This window comes from Rahnella sp. R3(2024) (genome assembly GCF_042920125.1).
In the GTDB taxonomy this organism is placed as follows: domain Bacteria; phylum Pseudomonadota; class Gammaproteobacteria; order Enterobacterales; family Enterobacteriaceae; genus Rahnella; species Rahnella rivi.
Genome location: NZ_JBHGBU010000002.1, coordinates 475301 through 494742 on the forward strand (window position 1 = coordinate 475301; position 19442 = coordinate 494742).

General features: G+C 54.7%; 15 protein-coding genes. 7 read left to right on the forward strand and 8 right to left on the reverse strand.

Translation table 11 applies throughout. The features are described from left to right. Positions 1-5 precede the first annotated feature (5 nt). Positions 6-1136 (reverse strand): efflux RND transporter periplasmic adaptor subunit, encoded by a 1131-nt coding sequence (locus ABSH60_RS22650; protein ID WP_240993979.1) that lies wholly within the window; start codon positions 1134-1136, stop codon positions 6-8. Positions 1137-1581: 445 nt separating this feature from the next. Here ABSH60_RS22650 and ABSH60_RS22655 point away from each other — a divergent pair, with 445 nt between their 5' ends. The 3 genes from ABSH60_RS22655 (at position 1582) to ABSH60_RS22665 (ending at position 3772) form a co-directional block, all read left to right on the forward strand. Next, positions 1582-1938 (forward strand): helix-turn-helix domain-containing protein, encoded by a 357-nt coding sequence (locus ABSH60_RS22655; RefSeq protein ID WP_056773842.1) that lies wholly within the window; start codon positions 1582-1584, stop codon positions 1936-1938. 356 nt (positions 1939-2294) lie between these two features. Further along, complete coding sequence (gene kduD / locus ABSH60_RS22660; protein ID WP_056774019.1) at positions 2295-3056, forward strand: 2-dehydro-3-deoxy-D-gluconate 5-dehydrogenase KduD; 762 nt, start codon at positions 2295-2297, stop codon at positions 3054-3056. Positions 3057-3133: 77 nt separating this feature from the next. After that, on the forward strand, positions 3134-3772 hold the full coding sequence (locus tag ABSH60_RS22665) for an RpiB/LacA/LacB family sugar-phosphate isomerase (protein ID WP_056773844.1): 639 nt from the start codon (positions 3134-3136) through the stop codon (positions 3770-3772). A 78-nt stretch (positions 3773-3850) separates the two neighbouring features. Here the strand turns inward: ABSH60_RS22665 and ABSH60_RS22670 are convergent, their stop codons facing one another. Both ABSH60_RS22670 and ABSH60_RS22675 read right to left on the reverse strand, forming a co-directional pair. Beyond that, on the reverse strand, positions 3851-4171 hold the full coding sequence (locus ABSH60_RS22670) for a cupin domain-containing protein (RefSeq protein ID WP_056773847.1): 321 nt from the start codon (positions 4169-4171) through the stop codon (positions 3851-3853). Between the two features lie 3 nt (positions 4172-4174). After that, positions 4175-5356, reverse strand: coding sequence for an oligogalacturonate lyase family protein (locus tag ABSH60_RS22675; RefSeq protein WP_390976307.1), 1182 nt, complete (start codon positions 5354-5356; stop codon positions 4175-4177). Between the two features lie 284 nt (positions 5357-5640). On the opposite strand from ABSH60_RS22675, the gene proP reads away from it, so the two are divergent. Further along, positions 5641-7143, forward strand: a complete 1503-nt coding sequence (proP, locus tag ABSH60_RS22680) for a glycine betaine/L-proline transporter ProP (protein ID WP_056774022.1) — start codon at positions 5641-5643, stop codon at positions 7141-7143. A 122-nt stretch (positions 7144-7265) separates the two neighbouring features. Beyond that, on the forward strand, positions 7266-8747 hold the full coding sequence (gene amyA / locus ABSH60_RS22685; protein WP_183849054.1) for an alpha-amylase: 1482 nt from the start codon (positions 7266-7268) through the stop codon (positions 8745-8747). Between the two features lie 33 nt (positions 8748-8780). Here the strand turns inward: amyA and ABSH60_RS22690 are convergent, their stop codons facing one another. Genes ABSH60_RS22690 through ABSH60_RS22700 form a run of 3 tightly spaced genes read right to left on the reverse strand, consistent with a single transcriptional unit; the run spans position 8781 to position 12415 of the window. Next, positions 8781-10124: a hypothetical protein gene (locus tag ABSH60_RS22690; RefSeq protein WP_390976309.1), complete on the reverse strand. Its 1344-nt coding sequence runs from the start codon at positions 10122-10124 to the stop codon at positions 8781-8783. 28 nt (positions 10125-10152) lie between these two features. After that, complete coding sequence (locus ABSH60_RS22695; protein ID WP_390976311.1) at positions 10153-10725, reverse strand: molecular chaperone DnaJ; 573 nt, start codon at positions 10723-10725, stop codon at positions 10153-10155. Positions 10726-10729: 4 nt separating this feature from the next. Further along, entirely contained in the window at positions 10730-12415 is a 1686-nt protein-coding gene (locus tag ABSH60_RS22700; protein WP_390976313.1) for an Hsp70 family protein, read from the reverse strand. 201 nt (positions 12416-12616) lie between these two features. Here ABSH60_RS22700 and ABSH60_RS22705 point away from each other — a divergent pair, with 201 nt between their 5' ends. Together ABSH60_RS22705 and ABSH60_RS22710 are read left to right on the forward strand one after the other, a co-directional pair. Next, on the forward strand, positions 12617-13228 hold the full coding sequence (locus tag ABSH60_RS22705; RefSeq protein ID WP_136375789.1) for a TetR/AcrR family transcriptional regulator: 612 nt from the start codon (positions 12617-12619) through the stop codon (positions 13226-13228). A 125-nt stretch (positions 13229-13353) separates the two neighbouring features. Beyond that, a complete protein-coding gene (locus tag ABSH60_RS22710; protein WP_056773864.1) occupies positions 13354-14034 on the forward strand; it encodes a type 1 glutamine amidotransferase domain-containing protein in 681 nt (226 codons plus the stop codon). 78 nt (positions 14035-14112) lie between these two features. Here the strand turns inward: ABSH60_RS22710 and ABSH60_RS22715 are convergent, their stop codons facing one another. Continuing rightward, positions 14113-16473, reverse strand: a complete 2361-nt coding sequence (locus tag ABSH60_RS22715; protein ID WP_217203758.1) for a virulence factor SrfC family protein — start codon at positions 16471-16473, stop codon at positions 14113-14115. Next, the gene (locus ABSH60_RS22720) at positions 16470-19442 is read right to left on the reverse strand and encodes a virulence factor SrfB (protein WP_122096687.1); all 2973 of its coding nucleotides are present in this window, start codon (positions 19440-19442) and stop codon (positions 16470-16472) included. The genes ABSH60_RS22715 and ABSH60_RS22720 overlap by 4 nt, the downstream gene beginning before the upstream one ends.

Consider the following 19442-nt stretch of genomic DNA (forward strand, 5'->3'; position numbering starts at 1 on the left):
CTCTTTTATTTAGCGGCGGCAGGAGTGACGCTGTTGGCCGCCATGCTGACGGTTTTGGCGTTAACGGGCATACCCGGCATAAAGACTTTCTGAACGCCGTCAATAATCACGCGGTCACCCGCTTCCAGACCTTTCTGCACAATACGTAAACCACCGGAAATCCGGCCAACTTCCACATCGCGACGCTGTGCTTTACCGTCTTTATCAACCACGTAAACAAATTTACGGTCCTGATCGGTCAGAACGGCTTTATCGTCCACCAGCACGGCGCTGAATTCCGCGCTGCCCGGTAACTGCACGCGGGCGAACAGGCCCGGCGTAAAGGCGCGATCACGGTTATCCAGTAGGGCGCGCATACGGATGGTGCCGGTACCTGAGTTGAGCTGATTATCCGTAAAGTCGACCACGCCCTGATGCGGATAGCCGTCTTCACCCACCAGACCGACGTGCACCGGCAAACGGGACTGCGGGGTGTCATTGCGCTGGCCATCACGCGCCATCGCCTGATAGCGCAGGAAAGTACCTTCATCGACATCAAAGTAGACATACACCGTGTCCAGCGACACCAGCGTGGTCAGTACGCTGGCGGTGTCGCCCGCGGTCACCAGATTGCCGGTGGTGATCATCGCGCGGCTGGCGCGGCCATCAATCGGAGAGGTCACACGGGTGAAATCCAGATTCAGCTGTGCCATGTCCAGCTGTGCCTGAGCGGCGAGCACATCAGACTGTGCCTGAGATGCTGCCGAACGGCGCTGCTCGGCGATTTCAGTGGAAATGGCCTGCGTGCCAATCAGTTTTTCTGTGCGGGAGGACTCGCTGCGGGTCAGGCTGGCCTGATTGCGGGCACGCACCAGTTCAGCCTGTGCCTGCTCCTGAGCCGCGCGGTAGGTGCGGTCATCAATGGTAAACAGCACCTGACCTTTCTTCACTTCCTGGCCTTCCTGATAATTCACTTTATCGATATATCCCGACACACGCGGGCGAAGCTGAACACTTTGCACCGCTTCCACACGTCCGTTAAATGCATCCCACTGACTGATTTGTTTAATCAGCACATCGGCCGCACTGACCTGCGGGGCTGGCGGCGCGGCGTTTTGTGCCACGCTGTTGTCACACCCGGCGAGCAGGGCGACCATGAACGCAACCCCTGAAAGGCGCAAAGTCAAAGGCGTACCGCGCAGGCGGTCGCGTGCAACAACCAACGGTTTTTGCAGGTTTTTCATTATTTTTATTTCCAGTGAGTAAGTGCTGTCAGGCAATACAACCGGTCTGTCCTCCGGGTAACGTCCTTTGCCTGATCTGACTTTTTTGGGACTTGTGCCGTTCATCAGCACAATTATGTATCAATGTCTGATACAATTGATTCGAGGGGATTGTAGGGACGCAGCTACTAAAGTGCAAGAAATACTGTTACACTTTCTGTGCTGTTTTACAGAACGTTTACTTCAGGGAGCGTGACTATCCAGTACCGACACATTAAATGCAATAGTAAAACTTGCATTTAATCGCAAAGTGCGTCAGTTTAGAAAAAGACGCCCTCGGGGGGCGGCAACAAACTGAATAAGAGACAGGAGAAAGCCCATGAGAACCGAGGATTTCATTCACGACCTGATCGACTGGATCGATCACAATCTGGAAGAGCGACTGGATATTAAGACCGTCGCTAAACGGGCAGGGTATTCGCGCTGGTATCTGCAACGCATGTTTAAAGAACATACCGGCCTGCCGATGGGTGAATTCATCCGTGAGAAAAAGCTGAAGAAATCTGCCGATATGCTGGCAAGCAGTCGTGAGCCTATCGTCAGCGTGGCGATCTCGCTGGGCTTTGATTCTCAGCAATCCTTTACCCGCAGTTTCAAACGTCAGTTTGGACAGACTCCGGGTGACTGGCGTCGCGGTCTGACCATGGCCACCGAGTGCCAGGGGTCGATGCACTAAGCGCGCCGCCCGTTACCGATTTCAGTACCGCTAGCCCGGCTCCCGCCGGGCAGTGATTTTGCGTTATCCCCTCGCTCCACCTTCGTTAACACGCCTTTGCACACTCTTCTGCTTAATTTCCAGCCTGCGCGGTTTTACTGTCATGCGTTTGCACTGTGCATTCTATCAGGACGTGATCAACCCAACAAAAAACGACATCAAAGTTCATCTAAATTGAAATGATGTTTCATTTTCTTGAGTTGCGCGAATTTTATCGCTAAACTTCTCCCCATCAGTTCGTAGCCGGGCATTGCCCGACTCACTCTTGTGTGACGGAAAAGCGCATTCGCCTCCGTTTTATGGAAAAAGGAAACATCATGATTCTGGATAATTTTTCACTGAAGGGAAAAGTCGCCGTGGTGACCGGATGCGACACCGGTCTGGGCCAGGGTATGGCCATCGGTCTGGCGGAAGCCGGCTGTGACATCGTGGGGATCAACATCGTTGAGCCTGCCGAAACCATTGAAAGAATTGCGGCGACTGGCCGTCGTTTTCTCAGCCTGACCGCAGATCTCAGCGACACCAAAGTGATCCCGGCGTTGCTGGAGCGTGCCGTTGCCGAGATGGGTCATCTTGATATTCTGGTGAACAACGCCGGGATTATCCGCCGTGAAGACGCCATCGACTTCAGTGAAAAGAACTGGGACGACGTCATGAACCTGAACATCAAATCCGTGTTCTTCATGTCTCAGGCGGTAGCGAAGCAATTCATTGCGCAGGGCACCGGCGGTAAAATCATCAATATTGCGTCGATGCTTTCCTACCAGGGCGGTATCCGTGTACCTTCTTATACCGCATCGAAAAGTGCCGTGATGGGTGTTACCCGTCTGCTGGCGAACGAGTGGGCGAAACACAACATCAACGTCAACGCGATCGCACCGGGTTACATGGCGACCAACAATACCCAGCAACTGCGCGCCGATGAAGCCCGCAGCGAAGAAATTCTCAGCCGCATTCCGGCCGGGCGCTGGGGTTTACCGTCTGACGTTATGGGGCCGGTTGTCTTCCTGTCTTCCACGGCATCCGACTACATTAATGGCTACACGATTGCCGTCGATGGCGGCTGGCTGGCGCGTTAATCCCGCCAAACCTCATTCATCCATAGAAGCATTCACAGACAGCAGCGGATAAAACCGCTGCCTAAAGAGGAAATCTCATGAAAATTGCATTGATGATGGAAAACAGTCAGGCCGCGAAAAACGCGATCATTCTTAAAGAACTGAACGCGGTTGCGTCCGAAAAAGAATATCCGGTGTACAACGTCGGCATGTCTGACGAGCAGGATCATCACCTGACTTACATCCATCTGGGCATCATGGCCAGCATTCTGCTGAACTCAAAAGCGGTCGATTTCGTGGTCGCGGGCTGCGGCACCGGGCAGGGCGCACTGATGTCACTGAACATCCATCCGGGCGTTAACTGCGGTTACTGTATTGATCCGGCAGATGCGTTCCTGTTTGCCCAAATCAACAACGGTAACGCGCTGTCGCTGCCTTTCGCCAAAGGTTTTGGCTGGGGCGCAGAGCTGAATGTGCGTTTCATCTTCGAAAAAGCCTTCACCGGCGTGAAAGGTCAGGGCTATCCGGCTGACCGTAAAGAACCTCAGGTGCGTAACGCGGGCATTCTGAATCAGGTCAAAGCGGCGGTGGTAAAAGAAAACTACCTTGATACCCTGCGCGCTATCGATAAAGAACTGGTGAAAACCGCTGTCAGCGGCGAACGCTTCCAGAAATGCTTCTTCGAAAATGGTCAGAATAAAGAGATCGAAAACTTCGTGCGTGAGATCCTCGCATAAGTTATCCCTTTCTTTTGAGATCAAAAAAACCGGTGCTGAAATCAGCACCGGTTTTTTTTTGTCCTGACGGCCAGCCGGTCAGAGGAAGTCTTGTCTCTGCGGTGTAAAGGTATCTAACAACACACCTTTCTCCAGGCATACGCAGCCGTGCATAATGTAAGGTTTTTTATACAGCGTATCGCCTGCCGACACTTCCAGCGTCTCTTCGCCGATCGTGAATTTAAAACGCCCTGACAGCACGTAAGTCAGTTGCTCATGCACGTGATTGTGCATCGGGCCGACGGCACCTTCTTCGAAATACACTTCAACCGCCATCATGGTGCCGTCGTGCGCCAGAACGCGACGGCTCACACCGTCGCCCAGGTCCTGCAGAGGAATATCTTTTCTAAAAATGAACATCGTTTAGTCCTTACGTAATGAACTGAGCAGGGCGTCAGGAATTTCCGCCAGATACAGGGCAGGCAATCCTTCAGAATCGGTAGTGAATAACACATGGCGATCGTCTGGTGAAAAAGAGGGGTGCGGATGCGTGACCTGACGGTCGCCATCCAGCACGCGCCATGAACTGTTGTGCGCCGCAAGCGGAGCATGCTGACGGGTTTTGCCATCAAAAATATACAACCACGGATCGTTTTCAATCGTATGGCTGGCGGTGTCTTTTACATCCACCGGCGTGCCGGAACCGTCGCCCACCAGCAGCGTGCCGTTTTCATTGCTCATCAGATGCGAACAGGCAGGCATGGTCATCAGAGAGATGTCTTCCCCGGTCTGCGGATCAAAGCGACGGATATGACGATCGTGCTGGCCTTTCAGATAAGACACATACATCAGCGCCGATCCGTCCGGCACCCAAAACTCATGCGTGCAGCTTTCCCCCGGCGCATGTTCTTTCACTTTGCGTACCTGGGTGCCGTCTTCATTCACCAGCCACATCCGCGCATCCACCAGATCGTGCGGCCCTTCGTGGCAAAACGCGACGGTACTATCATCATAAGGGCGATAAATTGGGTGACCGAGCCATTCATTTTTCTCATGAATCACACGGGATTTACCGTTCAATAAATCGACACGCAACAACCGGCAGTGCGGATTGCTGTGGTAGAACTCCTGGAAGATTTTCCAGTCTGACAACGGCGTCCAGTCTTCGCGACTGATTTCAATGCCCACCAGGCTGGTGCATTCACTGTTAGCCACCCACGTCCCGTAACCCACCCATTCTTCAGGCACCAGATACACCGTGGTTTCACTGAAATCATCCAGTTTCACCCGTTGTAAACGACGTTCATTTTTGACGTAATACAGGTATTGATCGTCCGGAGAAAGGAATCCGCCAAAGGTGTTATCCCCTTGACCTTCGGTCAGTTGCACCGCTTTCTGGCTGCTGAGATCCAGAAGATAATAGTTACGGTGCCCGTCAAATTCCCCTGCAAACAAAACCTTAGAGCCATCGCGGGTAAAACATTTCTGATAAAAATAGTTGCGATGACACAGGACATCTGGCGGCGTCAGTCGCGTGACGCGGGCACCGGTCTGTGGATCCTGAACCGTGTGAAAACTGAATTGAATCTGAGAACCTTTCGCCATGATTCACCTCGTAAGTGGCAACAAAATCAGCCGTGCTGTTGGCTTTATTTTATTAATTGAAATGATATTTCATTAAATTGAAAACACATTACCACTTAGCACGGTCACATGACGGCAGACGCTGTTGAAAATGTAAGGTTGATCACATTTTTCCCTTCTGTAAAAAACATTCTATAATGTCATGGTTTGGCAAATAACAATTGATACCCGAAATACATTAAGGGTACTGAACAGAATACCTCTCGCTAGAAACAGTGGAGATATTTGAAAAAGGGATGTACATGATTAGATTGAGAAAGAAACGCGTTAAACCGATGCAAATCAACGATATCACCATCATTGACGACACCAAACTCAAGAAGGCGATCACGGCGGCTGCGTTGGGAAATGCCATGGAGTGGTTTGACTTCGGGGTGTACGGTTTTGTGGCATTTGCGCTGGGCCAGGTGTTCTTCCCTGGCGCAGATCCCGGTATTCAGATGATTGCCGCGCTGGCAACGTTCTCGGTTCCGTTCCTGGTCAGGCCTCTGGGCGGTCTGTTCTTTGGTGCGCTGGGTGATAAGTTCGGTCGTCAAAAAGTCTTGTCCGTCACGATCATTATCATGTCGGTCAGTACCTTCTGTATCGGGTTGATCCCCGGTTACGCCACCATCGGTATCTGGGCTCCGATCCTTCTGTTGCTGGCAAAACTGGCGCAGGGCTTCTCCGTGGGCGGTGAATATACCGGTGCCGCGATTTTTGTCGCCGAATACTCGCCGGACAGAAAACGTGGCTTCCTCGGCAGCTGGCTGGACTTCGGCTCGATCGCCGGTTTCATCCTGGGTGCGGGCGTCGTCGTATTGATCTCCAGCATTGTGGGTGAAGCAAACTTCCTCGAGTGGGGCTGGCGTATTCCGTTCTTCATCGCCGCACCGCTGGGCCTGATCGGTATCTACCTGCGCCATGCGCTGGAAGAAACCCCGACCTTCCAGCAGCACGTGGATAAAATCGACAGCGATTCACGTAAAGACATTGCAGAGCCGCCGAGAGTTTCTTTCCGCGAGATCCTGACCAAACAGTGGAAACCGTTAATCGTCTGCGTCGGTATGGTTATCGCCACTAACGTCACTTACTACATGTTGCTGACGTACATGCCGAGCTACCTGTCGCACAGCCTGCACTATTCAGAAGACCACGGTGTGCTGATCATTATTGCCATTATGGTCGGTATGCTGTTTGTCCAGCCGTTCATGGGCATGCTGAGTGACCGTTTTGGCCGTAAGCCGTTTATTCTGATCGGCAGCGTGGGGCTGTTTATTCTGTCCATCCCGTGCTTCATCCTGATTAACAGCGGCGTGATTGGCCTGATCTTCTTAGGTCTGCTGATCCTTGCGGTGTTGCTCAACTGCTTCATCGGTGTGATGGCATCGACATTACCGGCCATGTTCCCGACGCACATCCGTTACAGTGCGCTGGCGATTGCCTTTAACGTGTCGGTGCTGATAGCCGGTCTGACGCCGACCATCGTCGCCTGGCTGGTAGAATCCACCAATAACCTGTACATGCCCGCATATTATCTGATGGTGGTGGCAGTGATTGGTCTGATCACCGGTATCTTCATGAAAGAAACCGCAAACCGTCCGCTGAAAGGCGCTACGCCAGCGGCCTCTGACCGTGCAGAAGCGAAAGAAATTCTGCAAGAGCACCATGACAATATCGAACACAAGATCGAAGATATTGATGCGCAGATTGCTGAACTTCAGGCGAAAAGAAAGAACCTGATCGATCAGCATCCTGAAATCAACTGATCCCGATCTGATGCCGTTCCGGGCCGGTCAGCATTGCTGACCGGCTTTTTTTTTCCTTCCGCCGCATTTTTCCCAATCCTGCTCCATACTTCATTTCCCGGTCATCTGAATGGAAATCATGAATGCAGAATCCTACGTTGTTTCAGTTCTTTCACTGGTATTACCCGGACGGTGGCAAACTGTGGCCGGAAGTGGCAGAAAAGGCCGCATGGCTGGCCGAAATCGGCATTACCGCAGCCTGGTTACCGCCTGCCTATAAAGGGGATTCCGGTGGATATTCGGTCGGGTACGACACCTATGATCTGTTCGATCTCGGTGAGTTCGACCAGAAGGGCACGCGTGGCACAAAATACGGCGATAAAGAAGCGCTGATGGCGGCCATTGCAGCGCTGAAAGCGCATCAGCTGGGCGTCATCCTCGATGTGGTGCTCAACCACAAAATGGGGGCTGACGAGAAAGAGCGTGTACAGGTTAACCGTGTGAATATTGATAACCGCGAAGATATCAGCGATGACATCATCGAAGCGGATGCCTGGACGCGTTTCACGTTCCCCGCACGGCAGGGCCAGTACTCGAAATTCATCTGGGATTTCCACTGTTTCAGCGGTGTCGACCACATCGAAAACCCGGATGAAAACGGTATCTTCAAAATCGTCAATGATTATACCGCCGGTGGCTGGAATGATCAGGTCGATGATGAATTCGGAAATTACGATTATCTGATGGGTGCCAACGTTGATTTTCGTAACAATGCGGTCAACGAAGAGCTGAAGTTCTGGGCGCGCTGGCTGATGGATCAAACCCAATGCACCGGCTTTCGTCTGGATGCCGTAAAACACATTCCGGCGTGGTTTTACAAAGACTGGATTGATCATATTCAGGCTGAAGCCGATCAACCCATGTATATCGTGGCGGAATACTGGTCGCATGATGTGCCGACGCTGCAAAATTACATCGATCAGGTCGACGGCAAAACCATGCTGTTCGATGCGCCGTTGCAGCTGAATTTCCACCATGCGTCAAAACAGGGTGCGGATTTCAACTTCACGCAGATTTTCGATAACACGCTGGTGGCCGCAGATCCGGCACACGCCGTAACGCTGGTGGCTAACCACGACACCCAGCCGTTACAGTCGCTGGAAGCGCCGATCGAACCCTGGTTCAAACCGCTGGCCTACGCCCTCATCCTGCTGCGTGAACAGGGCGTGCCGATTGTGTTCTATCCGGATTTGTTAGGCGCGACCTACGAAGATGAGGGGGATGACGGCAACAATTACACCATCGACATGCCTGCGATCCCAGGGCTCGAGACATTAATCAAAGCCCGGCAAACCCATGCATGGGGTGTGCAGACGGACTATTTCGATCATCCGAACTGCATTGCGTTTTCACGCAGTGGCACCGAAGAACATCCGGGCTGCGTGGTGGTGATGTCCAACAGTGAAGCGGGGGAGAAAACCATCGACATGGGAGAAAATCTCGCGCACCGAAAATGGCGTGATTTACTGGAACATCGCGACGACATTATTGAAACCGACGAGCACGGCACGGCGCAATTCTACTGCGAAGCGGGCAGTGTGAGCGTGTGGATACTGGCAGAGTGACAACCGGGCGGGCAGCGCGCGCTGCCCGCATTCTTAACGAAACCCCACTGCAATCAGCAGCGAATAGACAAACAGCAGCATGATAAAGGCCACGGCACTGACGGTCCCGCGGCTTTTCCTCACCACTTCCCACGGCAATATCATCAGTAATGTCATCGCATTTAACGGCACGCTGTACCACTTCCAGGTTTTAGGTGCCATCATCCAGAGAACACAAAAACTGCTGGCGCTGAGGACGCCGTAATGGGTGACCGCCATGACCAGGTTTCCAGCATCCGGGGCAAATACCCTGAAGAAACCGAGCATTATTTTTACGATGATCGCGATTGAGAGCAGCGACAGCAGACATTGAGCCACACACAGCCCGCGCGCCCGGTAGCGTAATTTTCGCTCCAGATAAGGGTAACCGTGAAGATATAAGCCAACGATCGCGATAAGCAACAGGCGAGAGCGCCACGGCTGAGGATGCTCACGCGTCGCCAGCATGATCAGCAAAAGCCAGAAACCGCTCAGGAACACCGCTCCCCAGCGCAGCATCAGCCGGGTTTCAGCCAGGGTATTAAGCAAAACCGAATTCAGGCGCGGTAACAACGTCGGATAATGCATCCTGATTTCCCTGAGTTTTTGACTCAAAGACGACATAAAATCAGGCACCAGTTTTGCCCACCAGGGGACGGTGGCACCTTCCACGGTCAGTAACCTCAGACGCAGCCGGTTCAACGCAGAACCCTGATATTCACGCATCATCACCGACCAGTAATGATTCGCAGCGGTCATTTCAATCTGTTCCTGAAGCGCCTGCAGCCGTCGGGCGGAAATACCCGCAGGCTGATAATTGTCGATCTCCCAGCCCATGATGGCGGAAATCTGGCTCAGTAACGTCGAATACAATCCTTCGCGCTCACTGAGTTGCCCGGCAATTTCCTGACTGAACATTTCCCGCAGTTCGAGATTTTGCAGTAAATCGCTCTGCAAATAACTTTCCAGCCGGTTCAAACCCGCGATTTCGTCATTCATCATCGCATCAATGATCTGAGGGATTTGCTCAAGCACCTGGCTGCGCAACAGGTAGACATTGTCGGGTTCTGGCGGCAATTCATCGACCATTTCGTACGGGATGAATCTGTCCGTCAGGGGAGCGTTAAGGTTATCGTCAGGACGCGCGCTTTTCGTGACAACGTCACTTAAAACGTCTTCATTTCCCTGATTCTTCGCGGCATCGAAGGCTTCACGCAGGCGCTGATAGCCCTGCGGATCCTGATCCGGTCGCGTAATTTTCAGCTGGCGGGCATAAGCCCGTTTAATCTCACTGAGATCCTGAGTCGGCTCAATGCCTAATACCGACCATATTCCCTGGCTGCTCATCGAATCACCCACGTCGCTAATCCTGAATAGAAAAAAAGCATCAGTCGTCACTCCACAGCATGCCCGAATCCGCCTGATAACGGCGCCCGGTGGTCTTCTCAATCTGCTGGTACAGCGCCTGAAGCTGATAAATTGAAATCCCGACGGGCTGATAATGGTCAATTTCCCATTCCATCATCGCCGCCACCTGCTCAAGCACAGACGGCGTCAGTCCTTCACGCTCCGCCAAATCCCATGCCAGTTGCTGACTGAACATTTCGCGCATCTGAAGGTTTTGCAGCAAATCGTCCGACAGGCAGGCAAAGAGCTGCACCAGACCGGCTTGTTCATTTGACAGCAGCAGGGTAACGGCGTCGCACACCAGGGCGTGCACCTGCATCTGGCGGATCAGGGATTCATCGGTAAGTGCCATCAGAGGCAACGGGCAGGTGACAACGTCACTGTCTGCCCAAAAGTATTCGCCACGTCTGGCCGATTCAAACGCCTCACGCAACTGCTGATAAGCGTCGGGATCCTGATCTGGCCGCGTTTTTTTCAGCTGAAGGGCATACGCCCGTTTGATCACCGTGATGTCCTGGGTGGGTTCTATGCCAAGAACGGACCAGATCTCCACCGGGTTATTCCCAGTTCCGGCGTAAATGCACCAGCAGCGCTTCAAACTCCTTGCGGGCTTCGGCAATACGCCGCGCATCCTGCGAATCAAGAACATGCTCAAAATGATAAAGCTGACTGGCGATGAACTGGCGCTGCTCGCCGAGACTCTGCTCATAATACGCGTTGGCTTCGGCCACCAGCTGGCGATTGACCAGTTGCTCACGCGGATGCTGTTTGATGCTTTCCAGCTTCAACAAACTTTCGGTAATTTGTGCCGGCGTCAGGCTGCCCGGTGCCTTTTCAATCACCAGCTTTTCCAGTTTACCGGTGCCGGAGATCAGGCATTCCACTTCAAGAATGCCGTCGAGCGTATAAGTGAAACGCACGTCAGCGGTCATTTCACCCGCCGGACGCGCAGGCACATCCACCTGCAGCGAACCGAGTAAAATATTGTCCGTTACCCGGCGCGCTTCGCCCTGATAAATCGACACATCCAGCTGTTTTTGCTGATCGGAAATCGTCGTGATGGTTTCCACCCGGCTGACCGGCACAAAGCTATTTCGTTCGATCAGCGGCAGGAAATGGCCGCCTTCGTAGCCGTCGCCTTTAGGGCGCGAAATGCCGATGCCGAGCGTAAAGGGCATGACATCGGTCAGCACGATGTCATCGAGCGCCTGATCCTGCATCGCCAGCCCGGCCTGAATACCGGCACCCAGCGCCACGGCTTCGTCCGGTTGCAGTTCACTGCGCGGGAAGCGCCCGAACAGACGCGCCACCGCCTGACGTACCAGCGGCATACGGGTTGCGCCGCCCACCAGCACCACGTGGTCCACTTCATCGGCGGAGAATTTGGCATCGCGCAGCGCCTGAATCACCGGTTTTTTCATGCGCTCCAGCGTACTTTCACAGCATTGCGCCAAAATATCGGGGGTCAGCGTCCAGTTCAGCGAGAGATCTTTCCACTGATATCTCAGCGTCGCGCTGTCTTCGGTGGTCAGCTGGCACTTAGCCTTTTCTGCCAGCGTAATCAGTTGGCCGAAGAGCGCGGTGTCCTCTTTATCAAGCTGCGGATATTGCGCCAGCATCCAGCCGACCAGGCTGCGGGTAAAATCATCGCCACCGAGGAATACGTCACCGCTGCTGGCGCGCACTTCAATGACACCTTCGAACATATCAATGATCGAAACATCAAAAGTGCCGCCGCCCAGATCGAACACCAGGAATTTTTGTTCCTGCTGATTCACCAGCCCGTATGCCAGCGACGCCGCCGTCGGTTCGTTCAGCAGGCGTTCGACATGTAACCCCGCCAGTTCACCGGCCGCTTTCACCGCTTTACGCTGAATATCGTTGAAATAAGCAGGGACGGTGATAATCGCCCGGGTGATCTCACACCCGCAATGCTGCTCCACATCGGCTTTCAGGCTGCGCAGCAGCAGGGCGGAGAGCTCTTCCGCACGAAAATATTGCTTACCGAGACGGAACTGATGATCGGTCCCCATGAAGCGCTTAAAACTTGAAAGGGTGAGATGAGGATGTGTGAACAATCGTGCATGCGCAGGCGCGCCGACCAATATGTGGCCGTCATCGTCTAGCCCGACCACCGAAGGCGTCAGATTTTTTCCATAAACGTTAGGGATCAGAACGGAACCACCGTCCTGCCAGAGAGCCACCGCGCAGTTTGACGTGCCTAAATCAATCCCAATCAACATCCGTATGACCCCAGAGGCGTAAGCTGAATACAACTGAAAGAAGTTTCATCGGCCAAATTTACAGAAAGTTGAGATAATTTTGTAGATTGCGCAATGAAATCTTGACGAAAAACTGACGTTTAGCCTCAATACAGAACCTCAGCAGCGATTATTTTCAAATAACCACTAGACGACTGGTCTAATTCAATATAGATTGAGCCCATGAACACGACAAAAGCATCTGACACAGGCAAGACCGATCACCGTAAGCACATTCTCGATGTGGGGCAGTCACTCATGGCGAAGAAAGGCTTCTCGGCCGTCGGCCTCAATGAAATTCTGACCACGGCATCCGTTCCGAAGGGTTCTTTTTACCATTACTTCAGTTCGAAAGATGCGTTTGGCGAAGAACTGCTGAAAAGCTATTTTCAGGATTACCACGCTGAAATGGATGCCACGTTTTCACAGCCCGGCCTGACCATGGCGCAGCGGCTGATGAATTACTGGCAGCAGTGGCAGGAGAGTCAGTCTTTTTACGACTGTCAGGGAAAATGCCTCGCCGTCAAACTGGGCGCAGAAGTGGCGGATCTCTCTGAATCGATGCGTCAGGCGCTTGATGCAGGCACCTCCGGCATTATCAGCCGCATCGCGAAAGTGATTGAAACCGGCGTTGAAGAAGGGTCGATGACCGTCACTGATAAACCGCTGATGGCCGCACAAGGGCTGTATCAGCTGTGGCTGGGCTCGAGCGTGATGGTGAAAATTGTGCGCAATACGCAACCTTTTGACGCTGCCATGGCAATGACACAACAGATTATCCATCCACCTCGCTAAACGGATGGTCGGAAAATGCACCTCGCGCTGAGGTGTTTTTTTGAAAGTAATTACAAGACGACTGGTCTACTATTACTGGTCTACTATTAAAGACAACCTGCAACATCACAAACGGGATACACAACATGAAAATTCTGATGGTTCTGACGTCACACGACACACTGGGTAACACTGGCCGCAAAACCGGTTTCTGGCTCGAAGAGCTGGCAGCGCCTTACTACGCCTTCAAAGATGCAGGCGCAGAGATTGTGCTGGCCTCACCGGCTGGCGGCCAGCCACCGCTGGATCCGAAAAGCAATGAGCCGGATTTCCAGACAGAACAAACCCACCGCTTTGAAGCCGATGCGCAGGCCAACGCTCAGCTGGCAGACACAGTGCGTCTGGACAGCGTTTCGCAGGCTGATTTCGACGCCGTATTCTACCCTGGCGGCCACGGTCCATTGTGGGATCTGGCGGAAGATAAACACTCCATTGAACTGATCGAATCGTTCATCGCTGCCAGTAAACCTGTGGCGCTGGTGTGCCACGCGCCGGGCGTGCTGCGTCACGTGAAAGATGAGCAGGGCAATCCGCTGGTTCAGGGCAAAAAAGTCACCGGTTTTACCAATACCGAAGAAGAAGCGGTTGGCCTGACCGACGTGGTGCCTTTCCTGGTGGAAGATGAGCTGAAAAAACTGGGGGGTGTCTATTCCAAAGGCGCTGACTGGGGTTCTTACGTGGTACGTGAAGGCCTGCTGATCACCGGACAAAACCCGGGTTCTTCTGCGGAAGCCGCGGTACTGCTGGTTGATCAACTGAACAAATAATCCGCTGCAACAAACATGGCCGCACGCGCCATTAAATAAAACCGGAACATCACGCTGATGTTCCGGTTTATGTATTTATCACTCTGCGGTTTTTAACGCCTTCAGCAAACGCTCCAGACCTTCACGCTGCGACAACGGAATTTCCCCGCCGGCGGCATAGCCCGCATTGCGCATGATGCTTTCCTGTAAACCGACCAGCCAGTCGTAAATATAAAACGCGGTGGCATTGGCTGGCGCAGCGGAGAGTTTGGTCAGGCGCTGGGTCGATTTCCAGCTGGCTACGCTTTTCTGCGGTTTGGCGAAAATCTTGCTGCCTTTATTGATGCGGCTTTCCGGGCGTTGCGCCTCGCTCAGTTTTTCAAAACCCAGCCAGGCGACAAAATCGCCTAACACGGTCAGCGCGCGGGAAACCTGACGGTCAGCGTGGTGCTCGTGTTCACGCGTACCGGCGGGCAGAGCCCCGCCCAGAGTGCGGATCAGCGCATCGCCCATTTCCAGACGGAAACTGGCGGTAATCAGCTCTTCCATCAGTAATTCGACGGTGGGTTTGGCCACGCCAATCAGCGCAATCAGCGGTTCGTTTTCCGGCAAACTGCGTAAATGGTTGACCCAGTAACGCTGTACCTGCCGCGCAAACGCAGTGCCGTCATCGGCTTTTTCCTGCCAGACCTGCGTATCCTGCTGTTCAGCAAACAAATCGATATTGATGCCGATACCAAAACTTTCCACGCCTGCCTCATCCTGCACGCGGGCGTCGTCGGGCTGTTCGGACAGTTCCCGGTAAATACGGTGCAACTCATCCCGTCCCGGCAACAGTTTTTCCAGCAGTTCGCCGTGAACGCCGGTTCGGGTTTGCAACGCCTTGATCACGGTCTGTACGGTACGCTGTTTCTGTGCCGGATCCGCCATTTCACCTTCCTGATACCAGCTGCCCAGCAGGTTATCAGCCAGTTCGCGGCGTAACTCATCGCGCTGTTCGGCCAGACGGTTGAGCCGGATTTCAGGGCGAATTTCCGCCACCAGATAATCAGCCATACGCTGTAACCCGCGGTCGTCCATGGCAAGCAATGCCCCCCAGGCATCGCCCGGATTCCCCACATGGCGCTGTACCGCTTCATCGTAATGTACCGATTCGGTCATACGGCGGTCGAACGGCGTCAGCACCCAGACCAGACCCGGTTTGCGGCGGCTGCGCACCTGCGGATTCTCGCCGTGCATCTCTTTAACCCAGTGTTCCAGCGTGCGGCCAACGGCGACCACATCGTCACGGCGGTCAGCGGCGGTGCACACCATCAGCATGTTCATTTCATGGCGATCGGTATAACGCTCCGGCAGACAGGCGATCTTGGCGCGAAACAGCGGAGTGATGTCGTCCTCGCCGTCAACCTCTTCTTCCGCCGCGCCGTAGCCCGGCAGATCCAGCAGATCGATCTCTTCAAACAGCGCTTCACGCGGAGGAGAAAGCAGGGGGATCTGCACTTCGGCGGCCAGCATCGTCAGCTCTTCCAGTGACAACGTCACCGGCGCATGGCTTTCACCGGCGAATTCCGGGCAAACAGAAATCTCAATATCATAAGCCGGGGACTGACTGAAAATGCCGTCGGCCGGTTGCATTGCGTCATCCACTAACACGCTCAGCGGTGCGAGCAGACTCTGCGCGCCGCCCAGATGTTGCAGCGTGTGCGCGTAATGGCGATACGCCGTCGTCAGCGCGGGGACGTTGCCCCACAGCAGGGAGAACAGACGTGCGCGATCGTCGATATTCAGGTACGGCGCGAGCTGCACCGCAACCGGCCAGTAATGGGCATTCAGGTGACGGAAGCGGCGCGCGTCGAGGCGAATCATGGAATCCCATAATCCCATCATCTCCTCACTCCGGAATCCTGGCACCGGCAGCGGCTGACGGTGCATCATCAGCTTGTTCAGATGTTCGGTGATCTGCTGCGTATCCGGGACGTGGTAGTGCGCATCCGGCTGGAAGGCGCGCACCATAATGCGGGCCAGATCGGCCTCATTGAGCAGCAGCACCCGCACCGGAAACGCGCGGTCTTTCACCTCAGTCTGACGGGTAAAGCGGGTCGCCAGACGCGCAGCGCGGTTACCCGGGTTAATCTGCGTCAGGTAATCGAGCGTGACGCCGCCCAGGCGCGTTTCGAGACGCCCGTAGTTGCCGGCGGCCAGTGCGCAAATCAGATAAGATTTTCCGGCCTGAGAATGGCCGTAAAAGCCCAGCGTCTGCGGCAGTTGTGTCGCCTGCGTCAGACGACGGGCTTTGTCGCGGCAGCGTTTAAGTTGCAGATTCAGGCGATCCGCTTCCAGATCCAGACGCGGTGCCTGTTCGCGGGTCTGTTCCACCCATTCCAGCGCGTCGCCGATGGTGTCATCGAGGTGCGCGAATTGCTGTTGCAGCAGGTCGGTGCTTAACGTTGTTGTGGTCATGAAACAAATACGCTCCCACTGTCGATCCAGTAATAGTTCTCGCCCAGTGTGTTCAGCCGAAGTCGCAGATGGTGGGACGGCACTTTGGTGCCGTTATCCAGCACTGCGCTGGCGATGTCGAAATATTCCGGCGTCGGGTGGTCTTCCCCTTTTTTCACCGCCAGTTTCACGCGCAGCACACTGTCACCGGCGACTTTACGCGCCAGCTCCGGTTCGGCGATAGACAGGGTATACAGCGGTGATGCGGGCCAGCGCTCATTTTCAAGCTGACGGAAGCCCAGACAGATCGCCCCGCGGATGCGGAAGTTGGCCGCGCCGTCGAGTTTATAATCGTGGGCATCGAGATCGATGTCGCTGTAGCAGACGTTATCGTCGGTGAGCGCCTGATTGCCGTCGAGCATCCCGAGATAGCGCACGGTGGAATAAGGCTGAAAATCCCCGGCCTTGAAATAAAAGCCCGGCAGACGGAGATCCAGCGCCAGCAGGCACAGCATCGCGCCGACGGCGGCGGTGGATTTCGGGTTATCAATGCGGCCCAGTTTATTGAACGGATACCAGCCGCTGGTGTGATAGCCATCCAGCGACAGCATGCGGTTAATCGGCAGCGGTTGCAGGTGGCGGAACAGCGCCTGAATACCGGGGAAGCGCGACGGACGTCCGGTCAGCAGCAACACGTCGCAGTCGTGCAGCGACACCACTTCGCACAGCGAACGCAGATTCTGCGTAATGCTCATGCGGTTGGATAAAAACTCGCTGTGCAGCTTGCTCAGTTTCAGCACCAGCGGCGCCTGCATGATGTCGAACATCTCCGAACCGGCAGGCAGCGCGCGCTGGATCTCGCCGTGCAGATAATCGAGCACTTTTTGCGTCGGGCGCTGTTCAAGAAGTTCCGCGAACGGCGCGTCGATTTCGGCATGCGTGTCCAGCGGATCAAAGCCTTCGTACACTTCCAGCACGGCGCGGGCCAGCGGAATAAAAATCTGCAACGTGCTTTGCTGACGCAGCGTGGCGTGGCCGTCCATGCGGCCTTCGCTGCCGAACAGCCGCGTCATCAGGCTGTCAGGGTTCGCCAGACCGGCTTTTTTCAGCGTGGCGTGCAGGGCAGGCAAAATATACAGCTGGATCACGTCCAGCAGGATGTCATCGCCCGCCACTTTAAACCCTTCACGGAACAGCAGGCGCGGGGTGATTTTGACGTTATTGCCCATGCCGTCGTCGAGCCAGTATTGCGTAATGGCTAAATCAGTGGTGCCACCGCCGATATCGATCGAGGCGATACGCAGGGTTTTGCCCACCGGTTCGTCATCGGCCAGTTCACGATCGGGGCGTGCCATGCTGGCAAAAAACTCGCCGGTATGGCCGCCGAAATTCACCTGCGTTTCGTTATACAGATAGACCATTTGCCCGCAGGTGGCTTCATCCCACTCCATCTGCACATCCGGCACCGGCATGCGGCTTTTGGCCTTATCGCTCTGGGTTTTAAATCCGTCGTCCGAAGGATGCCAGCCCATGGATTTCCACACCAGACCGATGGCCTCCTGCATGCGGCGGCGGAAGATTTCGCGCTCCGGTTTCGGCATTGCCGAAGGCAGGGTCAGAATGATGTTTCGAAGCTGGCGCGGCGCGGAAGAACGCAGCATTTTGGCGCGCTGGGCAGGGCTGTTGATTTGCATCAGCGCCTGCGCCAGCAGCTCAGAGAGCATCAGCGTCATCACGGAACTGCGGCTGTAGTGCGCGGAAAACACCGGCAGACGTTCCTCCGGTGCCAGATCGGACAGCGGCTGGCCTTCGTCGTTGATCAGAAACGTCAGCGGCATGGCGGCAGCCACCGGCTCCTGCACCGCGCCGTGGCCGCCCTGGCTGAAACGCCAGCCTGGCGTATAACTGTCTTCATCCCACAAATAGCGGCGCGGGCTGGAAAGCCCGGTGGAGCCTTCCGTTCCTTCACGCAGCTGTGCCAGACGGCTGGCTTCGCGACCGGCGCGCAAAATGGACGGCCAGATAAAAGCGTCATCACGGCCACTTTCAACTGAGAAATTAGGCTTCCCAAAACGCGCCTGCGAGAATTCCACCCGGCTTTCAAACAGCTCGTTATAGAGATAATGCGGCTGCGACAGGTCCCGCAGTTGCAGTTCGCTGGTTTGTTTCAGGCCATCGGTTTCACCGACGTGATCTTCCACCAGAATGCCGCAGGTGTGCGAGTTGCCGACATCCAGAATAAGATCGACGTTGATCGAGGGTTCCTGCAACGTTGCGCCGTTGATCTTCAGTTCAGGGATACCCAGCTGGCTGCCGAGCATGCCCAGCAGATTCAGGTAATGCGCCTGATATTCAAACTCGCGCAGCGCCACTTTGATATTGCGCACTTCACGCAGTTCACGGATCGCCACCTGTTCGGTGAACACTTCACGCAGCCAGCCGTCCACCCAGGTCTGGTCGAGAAAATCGAGCAACTCTTCGTTGTGCCATGCCAGCGCAAAATGAATACCATTCTTCACATCGTCCGGCGTCGGCGCGAGCAGCGACTGTTCGTCATCCCCTTCGGCCACACGGGTGTCAAATGCGATCACCACGCGGTGCGTGCTGCCGTCGGCTTCCGGCGTCTCAAGTGCGCGGATCTGCACCCGCGCCCAGTTATCCGGGCCCGCCATAAAGGTGCGCGGCGGATTGAAGCGCAGAAACGGCAGCGGAAGCCAGATCTGATCCAGCAATTGCAGAGACTGCTCCAGCGGAAAACTGAACTCCGGACGCACCACTTCAGGCGCGCCGCCGTCCAGCCCCGGCAGAAAATGACGGCCACTTTGCGCGTTATACTCCAGACGCAGCAGCGGGCCGTTCGCGCTTTTACGCACGAATTTCGCGGGCAGAGCCTCATCCCAGACGGGTTTTAGCGCGAAGTCGAGGAACTGGATCCCGCTGTCCTGAATCAGGGTAATTTTTTGTTTAAAATCAGTAATCGTTGCCAGCAT

Coding starts and splice junctions, on each gene's coding strand:
- ABSH60_RS22705 (WP_136375789.1), top strand. CDS start 12,617: ATGAACACGACAAAAGCATCTGACACAGGCAAGACCGATCACCGTAAG.
- ABSH60_RS22710 (WP_056773864.1), top strand. CDS start 13,354: ATGAAAATTCTGATGGTTCTGACGTCACACGACACACTGGGTAACACT.
- kduD (WP_056774019.1), top strand. CDS start 2,295: ATGATTCTGGATAATTTTTCACTGAAGGGAAAAGTCGCCGTGGTGACC.
- ABSH60_RS22720 (WP_122096687.1), bottom strand. CDS start 19,442: ATGCTGGCAACGATTACTGATTTTAAACAAAAAATTACCCTGATTCAG.
- ABSH60_RS22655 (WP_056773842.1), top strand. CDS start 1,582: ATGAGAACCGAGGATTTCATTCACGACCTGATCGACTGGATCGATCAC.
- ABSH60_RS22715 (WP_217203758.1), bottom strand. CDS start 16,473: ATGACCACAACAACGTTAAGCACCGACCTGCTGCAACAGCAATTCGCG.
- amyA (WP_183849054.1), top strand. CDS start 7,266: ATGCAGAATCCTACGTTGTTTCAGTTCTTTCACTGGTATTACCCGGAC.
- ABSH60_RS22670 (WP_056773847.1), bottom strand. CDS start 4,171: ATGTTCATTTTTAGAAAAGATATTCCTCTGCAGGACCTGGGCGACGGT.
- ABSH60_RS22700 (WP_390976313.1), bottom strand. CDS start 12,415: ATGTTGATTGGGATTGATTTAGGCACGTCAAACTGCGCGGTGGCTCTC.
- ABSH60_RS22675 (WP_390976307.1), bottom strand. CDS start 5,356: ATGGCGAAAGGTTCTCAGATTCAATTCAGTTTTCACACGGTTCAGGAT.
- ABSH60_RS22650 (WP_240993979.1), bottom strand. CDS start 1,136: ATGGTCGCCCTGCTCGCCGGGTGTGACAACAGCGTGGCACAAAACGCC.
- ABSH60_RS22665 (WP_056773844.1), top strand. CDS start 3,134: ATGAAAATTGCATTGATGATGGAAAACAGTCAGGCCGCGAAAAACGCG.